Source organism: Mesorhizobium sanjuanii, from assembly GCF_002529485.1.
GTDB lineage: Bacteria > Pseudomonadota > Alphaproteobacteria > Rhizobiales > Rhizobiaceae > Mesorhizobium > Mesorhizobium sanjuanii.
Window position 1 is genome coordinate 1 of sequence record NZ_NWQG01000287.1, and the last position, 7,324, is coordinate 7,324.

The 7,324-nt window shown below is 60.0% G+C and carries 10 protein-coding genes; 6 read left to right on the top strand and 4 right to left on the bottom strand.

The window, feature by feature from the left end; translation table 11 throughout:
- On the bottom strand, positions 1-593 hold a 593-nt coding region (locus tag CN311_RS31030; RefSeq protein WP_097577395.1), incomplete at its 3' end, for an N-acetylmuramidase family protein.
- A gap of 92 nt (positions 594-685) precedes the next feature.
- Here CN311_RS31030 and CN311_RS31035 point away from each other — a divergent pair.
- From CN311_RS31035 to CN311_RS32800, 6 genes are all read left to right on the top strand, one after another.
- On the top strand, positions 686-877 hold the full coding sequence (locus tag CN311_RS31035) for a hypothetical protein (protein ID WP_097577390.1): 192 nt from the start codon (positions 686-688) through the stop codon (positions 875-877).
- A gap of 123 nt (positions 878-1,000) precedes the next feature.
- Entirely contained in the window at positions 1,001-1,174 is a 174-nt protein-coding gene (locus CN311_RS32785) for a hypothetical protein (RefSeq protein WP_165779913.1), read from the top strand.
- A 204-nt stretch (positions 1,175-1,378) separates the two neighbouring features.
- On the top strand, positions 1,379-1,546 hold the full coding sequence (locus CN311_RS32790; RefSeq protein ID WP_165779914.1) for a hypothetical protein: 168 nt from the start codon (positions 1,379-1,381) through the stop codon (positions 1,544-1,546).
- A 187-nt stretch (positions 1,547-1,733) separates the two neighbouring features.
- The gene (locus tag CN311_RS32795) at positions 1,734-1,904 is read left to right on the top strand and encodes a hypothetical protein (RefSeq protein WP_165779915.1); all 171 of its coding nucleotides are present in this window, start codon (positions 1,734-1,736) and stop codon (positions 1,902-1,904) included.
- A 216-nt stretch (positions 1,905-2,120) separates the two neighbouring features.
- Entirely contained in the window at positions 2,121-2,867 is a 747-nt protein-coding gene (locus CN311_RS31040) for a hypothetical protein (RefSeq protein ID WP_097577391.1), read from the top strand.
- 20 nt (positions 2,868-2,887) lie between these two features.
- On the top strand, positions 2,888-3,040 hold the full coding sequence (locus CN311_RS32800) for a hypothetical protein (protein WP_165779916.1): 153 nt from the start codon (positions 2,888-2,890) through the stop codon (positions 3,038-3,040).
- A gap of 47 nt (positions 3,041-3,087) precedes the next feature.
- Here CN311_RS32800 and CN311_RS31045 read toward each other — a convergent pair whose 3' ends face one another.
- The 3 genes from CN311_RS31045 to CN311_RS31055 all read right to left on the bottom strand — a co-directional run bounded on the left by CN311_RS31045 (position 3,088) and on the right by CN311_RS31055 (position 7,141).
- The gene (locus CN311_RS31045; protein ID WP_097577392.1) at positions 3,088-3,663 is read right to left on the bottom strand and encodes an acyltransferase; all 576 of its coding nucleotides are present in this window, start codon (positions 3,661-3,663) and stop codon (positions 3,088-3,090) included.
- Between the two features lie 200 nt (positions 3,664-3,863).
- The gene (locus CN311_RS31050; RefSeq protein ID WP_097577393.1) at positions 3,864-6,602 is read right to left on the bottom strand and encodes an SGNH/GDSL hydrolase family protein; all 2,739 of its coding nucleotides are present in this window, start codon (positions 6,600-6,602) and stop codon (positions 3,864-3,866) included.
- A 188-nt stretch (positions 6,603-6,790) separates the two neighbouring features.
- Positions 6,791-7,141 (bottom strand): VanZ family protein, encoded by a 351-nt coding sequence (locus tag CN311_RS31055; protein WP_097577394.1) that lies wholly within the window; start codon positions 7,139-7,141, stop codon positions 6,791-6,793.
- Positions 7,142-7,324: the final 183 nt, after the last annotated feature.

Genomic DNA, 7,324 nt, shown 5'->3' on the forward strand with positions numbered 1-7,324 from the left:
TCCTTGATGCGCGACCATTTGCGATAGGCGTCGGCAAGGCGGGTATCGTAGGCGTTCTTCCTGTATGACGCGCCGTTGTAGCCCTTGGCGAAACCGGCCCAATCGTGATTGCGCAATTTGTCGGAGAGCCGTTTCTCGGCGATGAAATTGACAGCCACTGCAAGCTGCAGCGCCTCGTCTTCCATCATGGCTTCGACCATGGCCTGCACGGTGAGGAAGCCGGCCGCCTCGAAATTCTCGCCGAGAACCTGGCCTAGACCCCACGACGCCGATTTCAGCGCCGCCGTCTCGTCAATCGCGACAGCCGCCTTCAGCCTGGAGTAACTATCCCTGGGGTAGGGTTTTTCGCCCCACTTCGGATAGGCGAGACCCGCAGCGACGGCTTGCGCTCGAGCCGCCCCCGACAGATTGCGGAAAAAGACATGCGGCTCGAACAGGATGATCGGCCGCCCCTGCGCATCGAAGCCGTGGCCGCTGGTCTCGACATCGAGAAAGGCGTGGATCTCGTCCTCGCCGACGCCGATCAGCGCGCCAAGTCGGGGCAGATCGAGGTCGTTCAGACGCTTCGCAGCGCCCTTGAAAGAGGTGTCCATGGCGTTTCCTTTCCGCCCGGGCCACGGGCAGTTGATGTTTGCAAGCGATCGTGTGAGATGAACGCAAGGGGGAGGACAGGGAGGATCTTCACATGTCGGAAGACGAAGAAACGGCAACGGCCGCGGCGCGCTGGACGATGAAAGCCGAACTATCCGCGCTCGGCCGCGACAAGCCGCTGCTTTTGGCGATGGCGGCGATCCTCTGCCTCTATTGCGGGCTGGTCGCCGGGCCAATCCTCTATGCGTTCCTGGCCATTCAGGGCATGGCGGATTTCTTCAAATGACGGTGCTGGCTGCTTGAGAACCGCACCATCCGTGCCTTCGCCTGGATCGAAATCGCTTAGCCGGGATGAAACCGTTCCAATTGATCGTTCGTACCTTGGGGGACACAAGGTGCGGGAGGGCACGTGACGATAAGGATCAGGCTTCCGGGGGGAACTCTGAAGATCAAGAAGAAGGACGAGCTGCGTCGCCGTGAGCAGAAGCGCGAGGTTCCGGTCTGGCAGATCGGAAATCGCTTCATCATCTGGTGGCCGAGCAGCATGTCTGATGGCCCATCGAAACGCCCGCCAAAACGATGATCGAGGGCCGGTCTTGAAGGATGCCGAGTGGACAAGGACAGTAGGCGATGCCTCGATCTGTGGCATCGCGCGTCGGCGGCATAGCGCGTCCCACGCGCAGAGACGCTGGTTCGGGAAACAATCCCAGAAATAGTCAACGCTCAGCGGTTGACTCTTCCGTACCGGAAGCTCTTTATTGCTGCATTGCACAATGGGTTTGGGCCGATGGCGGTACGGATCAAGTTGCCGGGCGGCACCTTGAAGATGAAGGTGTATCGGGAGCTGCGGGATCGCGAACGCGAGCGCCGGGTGCCGGTCCTGAAGATGGGATCGCTGTATTTTATCTGGTGGTCGAACCGCCAGCGTCCTTCGAAAGACGAACGGCGGGGCTGACGGCGCGTCGGACAATCCCGGCACGGCAATGCGCCGCAACCCCGATCATAAAACCGTTATCCGACGTCTGTACCCTGGACCCTCCCAGAAACAGTCGATGATCAGATATTGACTCTTCCGCGAGGGAAGGTCTCTAATTTGCTGCAACTGCACATCATTGCTGCGTTGCACAGCGGGAGTTGAACCGATGGCGGTGCGTATCAAATTGCCGGGCGGCACGCTAAAGATGAAGACCTATCGCGAATTGCGGGAGCGAGAACGCGACCGCCGCGTACCGGTCATGAAGATGGGCTCGCTGTATTTCGTCTGGTGGTCGAACCGGGGGCCTCACGACAAGCCACAGGGCAGCCATCGCTAGATGGTGGCGGCATCTGCTTGCGCAGGGCGTGAGCGGTAGTGTGGGCAAGTTCGTCAGCCCGGCACTTCTGGGCAACTCCTCGTCCGACAAGCGACTTTCTCTTCGGCGACTTAAAGACTATCCTGACCGATGGCCCAGCTTGCAAGTGGGCGAATAGCCACCCTACACGGGTTCGCAGAAAACGTCGAAGTGACATCCGGCAGAGGATCATTTCTGATGAGCATTCAATCCCGTGTCCATTCGTTCCTCCGCAGCACACCGCTTCGTTACTACTACCATCTGCTGAAGGCTCGCGTAGGTGGAGCGCCACAATCTGATGAAAGCGTCATCCTTTCTCGGCTGGCCATCAATTGTCCGCGCACGTTCATCGAGTTCGGCTTTCACCCGACCGAATACAACTGCATTGGTCTCGCCGACTTCAATGGCCTACTTGTTGATGGCGACGACACAACGGTCCGCCTCGCAAAAGCCGTCCTCCCAAAGCGGATCGAGTCGCGCCAGAGCTTCATCACGCTCGACAACATCAAAAGGCTTGGCGCTCATTTCCCCAAACTCGGGGTGCTCTCAATCGATGTCGATGGGAACGATTACTGGTTTCTCAAAGAGCTCCTGCCGGTGCGCCCGACCGTGATCTCCGTCGAGTACAACGCCAGCCTCGGCCTGAGACCGATCACCGTGCCCTACGATCCATCTTTTGACCGGAAACAGAAGCATGAAAGTGGCTGGTATCATGGGGCGTCGATTACAGCTTTGACGAACCTGTGTATCGCGAACGGCTATAAATTGGTCGCAGTTTCGGCGGCAGGCGGCAACATATTCTTCTTGCCGCTCTCATCTTCTCTGCCGGCGCTTGAACCGGCGCAAGCCTATCGCGAAAACTCTCTACGCAAACGCTGGTCTGGCACGACTGCGGCAGAGCAATGGAACCGGATCAAGCACATGCCTTTTGTCGATACGACCTGAGGGGGGACTAACGATGTACAATGGTCAACCACTTCACCTCACCATCCATGCAGTTCCAGCAGGGGCGGCAAGTTTCCGTGCCGATTGACACCAGCGAGAATGAAGCTGCGACGCGCAAGCAGTTCAAGGACATCTGCTGCAAGCAGATGCCGAAATTGCACGTAGCTCTATAGGATGGCGAGGTGCTAATTGAAGAGCGCCGGCCAGACGCATCGACCAATTAGTCGTCAGCCCTGACTAACGAGTCGGCCGGAACGTCCTTGCGAACGATGGCCCGAGCCGAGATAATCGCCCGGTCGCCGATCGTCACACCCTTCATGATCATCGCTCCGGTGCCGATCCAAACATCGTCACCGATTGTCACCGGGGCCGAACGGATACCCGGATCGGTACGAGGATGGCCGGTTCGGAAGATGGCCACGGTTTGTGCGAACCGCTTTTCATGGTCCATGGGATGCGAATTGGTGTCGTGAATTGCAACACCGGAAGAGACAAGCACCCCTTTGCCGATCTTGATCCCGACGGGGTCAGACGACCAGATCGTCGACCCTGCGCCCACGAAACAGAAATCTCCGATTTGGATATTCCCTTCGTGCGCGAAGATCTGCAAATGCCCGTCCAGGTGGCAATCTGCACCAATCTTTACTCGCGATGGGTCACCGTGGATATTGAAAATTTCGGCGCCAGCGCCGAACCGAGTTCGCGGCCCGATGATGGCATTCTCCCTTGCCGCTCCGGTGGCGATCCATGACCAAAAGCGGCGACGCAGAGCGAGGATGGCGGTGAAGATGTGCATTCAGCGACATTTGCCATAAGCGACCGGCGTGATCCAGACGTATTCACCTAGATCGACGGCATATGATCGGAGGGATGGTGTGTCTGACCCATCGACCGTGATTGCCTTCCCAAGCGGCTGCCATTTTTTCGGTGTTCAGTACCCACTCCTATTGGGAGTTTAGCACGGCCACTCCTCGGCATCGATGAGCACTTCCCCTTCTAGTTCACAAACAGACCGTTGAGCACCATCTTGCGTAGGGCTCCGGCGTGGTGCGTAGCGAGACGCAAGCTGCCGACCGCGTTCGGGTGAAGCTCGTCGGCCATGTATAGCGTCGAGGTGTGGTAACCCATGCCGCTCTGCGACGTGTCGATGTAGGGGACACCGAACGCTTGGCACACTTCGCGTTCGGCTTTCATGTGCTGGTCCATCGTGTTGCCTTGGCTGTTGATCCGACCTAACCGGTGTGTCGCGTGGCCGGGGCCGCCACTGTAGACCTGGATCAAGACGATCTTTGCAACCGGGGCCTGCGCACGGATATCGAGGATGGCCCTCCACAAAGACCCGTAGACCGTGGCGTACGCAGTGTCGCCGAACACACCCAGCGGTGTCTCCTGCGCGCCGAAGGCATTCGGGCCGGGCTCAAGGGTGACCAGTTCCGTATCAATAGGAATGTCGGCAATTCTGGCGGACATGCCGTAGCTCGGATAAGCGGTGGTGCTGAGCCCGAGAGCCGAACCACTGACGCCTAGGTTGGTCAGCACCATTCCGGTCTGTTCTGCGAGCAGGGGCGCGTAGTAATTCCCAATCGTGATGCTGCTGCCGAGCGCTGCCCACTTCTTGCCGATCAGTGCCGCGCTGCCATCATCGGTCGATCCGCCGCCTATGCTGGTAGGGTCGGATAGAAGGCCGAGATATAGGGCAGCATTGGGAGTAGCCGTTGCGCCGGCACTTCGGGTCCATGGGGCCACTGACAAGTTGGTCGGTGACGTGTTGAGGTTCGGCCCGCCATTGATCTTGAAGGTGGACGATTGGACATAAAGGCCCGATGCGCCGTCGCCCACGTAGGGATGGCCTCCGGTGGCGGCATAAACACGATGCTGCGGGTTCATTCCCCCTGCGACATCGACCACCTTTTCCAGCGTGACGCGATACCAGTCGTTGCCGAGCTTGGTCATGGTGACGGTCGGCGCGGCGAAAGTTGGATTGATGGTGAAGGTGCCGAGATCGAGGTTGAACGTTACGTCGTAGCGAGCGCCTGAATTTGAGAACAGGTTAAGACGGTACCGCTGAGCCTTCTTGGCGATCACCTCCAAGGTAACCGTCTGCCCAAGCACCATGCCCGGGCGCGACTGCCAGAAGGCTGGGCTTCCGCTGACGTTCGGCTCCACCAGCTTTGTGGCTGACATGCGGCCATTCACGATGATGTCGAGCACGTCAACAGTGGATATCAGGGGAAGAATTGCAGGAGCGTCAGCGGTAGCGGTGTTGATCACGTCTGTGAGGTTCTGACGGGTGAAAGTCCCGCTTGTGGGGTCGCTGCTTGCGAACAGGTTCGCGGTGGTATTCTGCTTCCGAAGGACGTTGCTGCGAATGTACATTCCAGACACGCCATCGCCGGCGTACGGCAGCGCACCGGGGGACATCCGAACTTGGAAGTTGTTGTTTCCGTTTGCGCCGATCAGAACGGCCGCCTTGCACTCATACCAGCCTGAACCCAAGGCGGTGATCGTAGCGCTGACAAAGTTTGCGCCGCTGCCCGATGCCGTGCCCTGGTTGAGGTCGAAGTTGGCCGTATAGATGGCACCACTAGCAGCGCAGATGAGTTGCAGATTGCCCCTCTCTGCCGCCTTGGCCACAACAACATGCTCAAGCGTGTCGCCATTGGTGTAGGCGTAGAGGCGATATAGAGCCGGGTTGAGGTTCGCGCCGCTCGCTTCGATCATCTTGGCGGTAGGTAAGCCGAGACCATTGAGCATCGAATTGTGATCAACAGTGGAGAGCAAGGCAGAACTTGCCGCGCGGATGCCAGTATCAACGGCGGCCGGACCGGCGGCGACATTGTGAAGCCCGATGATCCCGGCCGAGACTTCGGTCCAGAAATACTCGTCGACATCAACATTCCGGCCCAAAACCACGGCCGCGCTAGCCCCTGCAAGCCCCGCCGACGCCGTAAAGCTGAAGCTCGGCGCCACGGTGTACGAGCCGGGCGCGGTGATCAGGATCTGCGTCAGCACACCGCCCGCCACCACGAAGCGGCCGGCGGCGCCCGAGCCGGTGCCGCCGGTAAACGCCAGGTCGAATGTGCCGTTGGTGCCACCGGCGCCCGCTGTGATCGCGCCGCTGCCGGCGACGCCAAGGCCGATCGCGGCCGCAACCGTCGGAAAGATGCCCTTGCCGTACAAGGATGCGTCGCGCGCTGCCTGGGCGCCGGCCAGATTGGCAGCCGTGGCGAGAACGTCGGCGGCGGTCAGGCCGGCATTGGCGGCAGAGGCGGACGCGTTGGCCGCCGCCTGGCCGGCGCTGGCCTCGACGGCATCCTTCAGCACCTGCGTCTCGTCGCGCAGCACTTCCACCTCATCGACCACCTCCGAGATGTCGGGCGGCACGAATGCCGCAATGGCGATGGCGTCGGTGCCCACGACCGGCTCGTCGGAGGTAAATTCAAATACCCGGTCCGCATTTGCCGACCCGACCTGGGTGTGAACCGTCGTTCCCTTCTGCAGCGTACGGGCGGTGCGGGCATCGGCGGCGCGGAACCATTCGCCTTCGCTCACCGTATAGATGCCGTTTTGCGTCGGGTCGGCCTGGTCTTTGACCAGCACCCGATCGCCGATTTCGGCCGGCACGCCGTCAATGGCTTGCAGGCCATGCAGGACGATGTCGGCCGTGGTCGCCAGACGCACGGGTTCGCGTTCGCCGGTCAGAAGTCGAACGGCGGCAGTTGCAGGTCGGGCCATAGGGGCTTGCTCCATGAAAAAGCCCCGCAAAAGCGGGGCTTGAAAGATCGGGAACGTCAGTGCGCCCGCGCGACATCCAAATCCGTAGCGTCGCCAGGGAATTGGGATTCAAGGATCGCAGGCGGGAGTGCTATTGGCGAAAGATGGCTGGTTTGTTTTGTCTTAGAGGAAGCCGCAACCGCTGCGACCTACGGCAATCCGCCGACGAGCCGCTTCGTCCAGCCGGCGAACGTCAGCCCGCATGCCATGCCGGCACAGTCGGCAAACCAGTCGAATATGCTCATATCGCGCCCTATCAATTGCATGCCCTGGAGAAGCTCGATCGCGGCGCCGGTAAGGACGAGAAGGACAATCAGCCTTGCCTTGTGTTCCGGCCAGCCGAGGCTTCCCAGAGCCGTCAGCACGGCAAAGGCGGTGGCGTGGTTGAGCTTGTCGTGATCGAACGTGAACGCCATGCCGAACTCCTGCAGGAACCGCGCCGGTGAAAGGGCGAGCAGGAGGACAAAGGCCAACGCGGCCAGGAAAATGATCCTTGCCATGGTCGGAAAAGAGTCTGTACGCAACAAGATACCGTCAATCCTTCATCTGAAAGGTCCGGCCTTCATCTGAAGGTCCTTACTGGCCAATGTGTGGCGGCTCCGAGGTTTGCATCGCCCTGAAGTGGCAGCGCGGCGGGGAATTTCGGATCCGCCGCGCCAAGTCAAGACAACGTCAAGCTACAC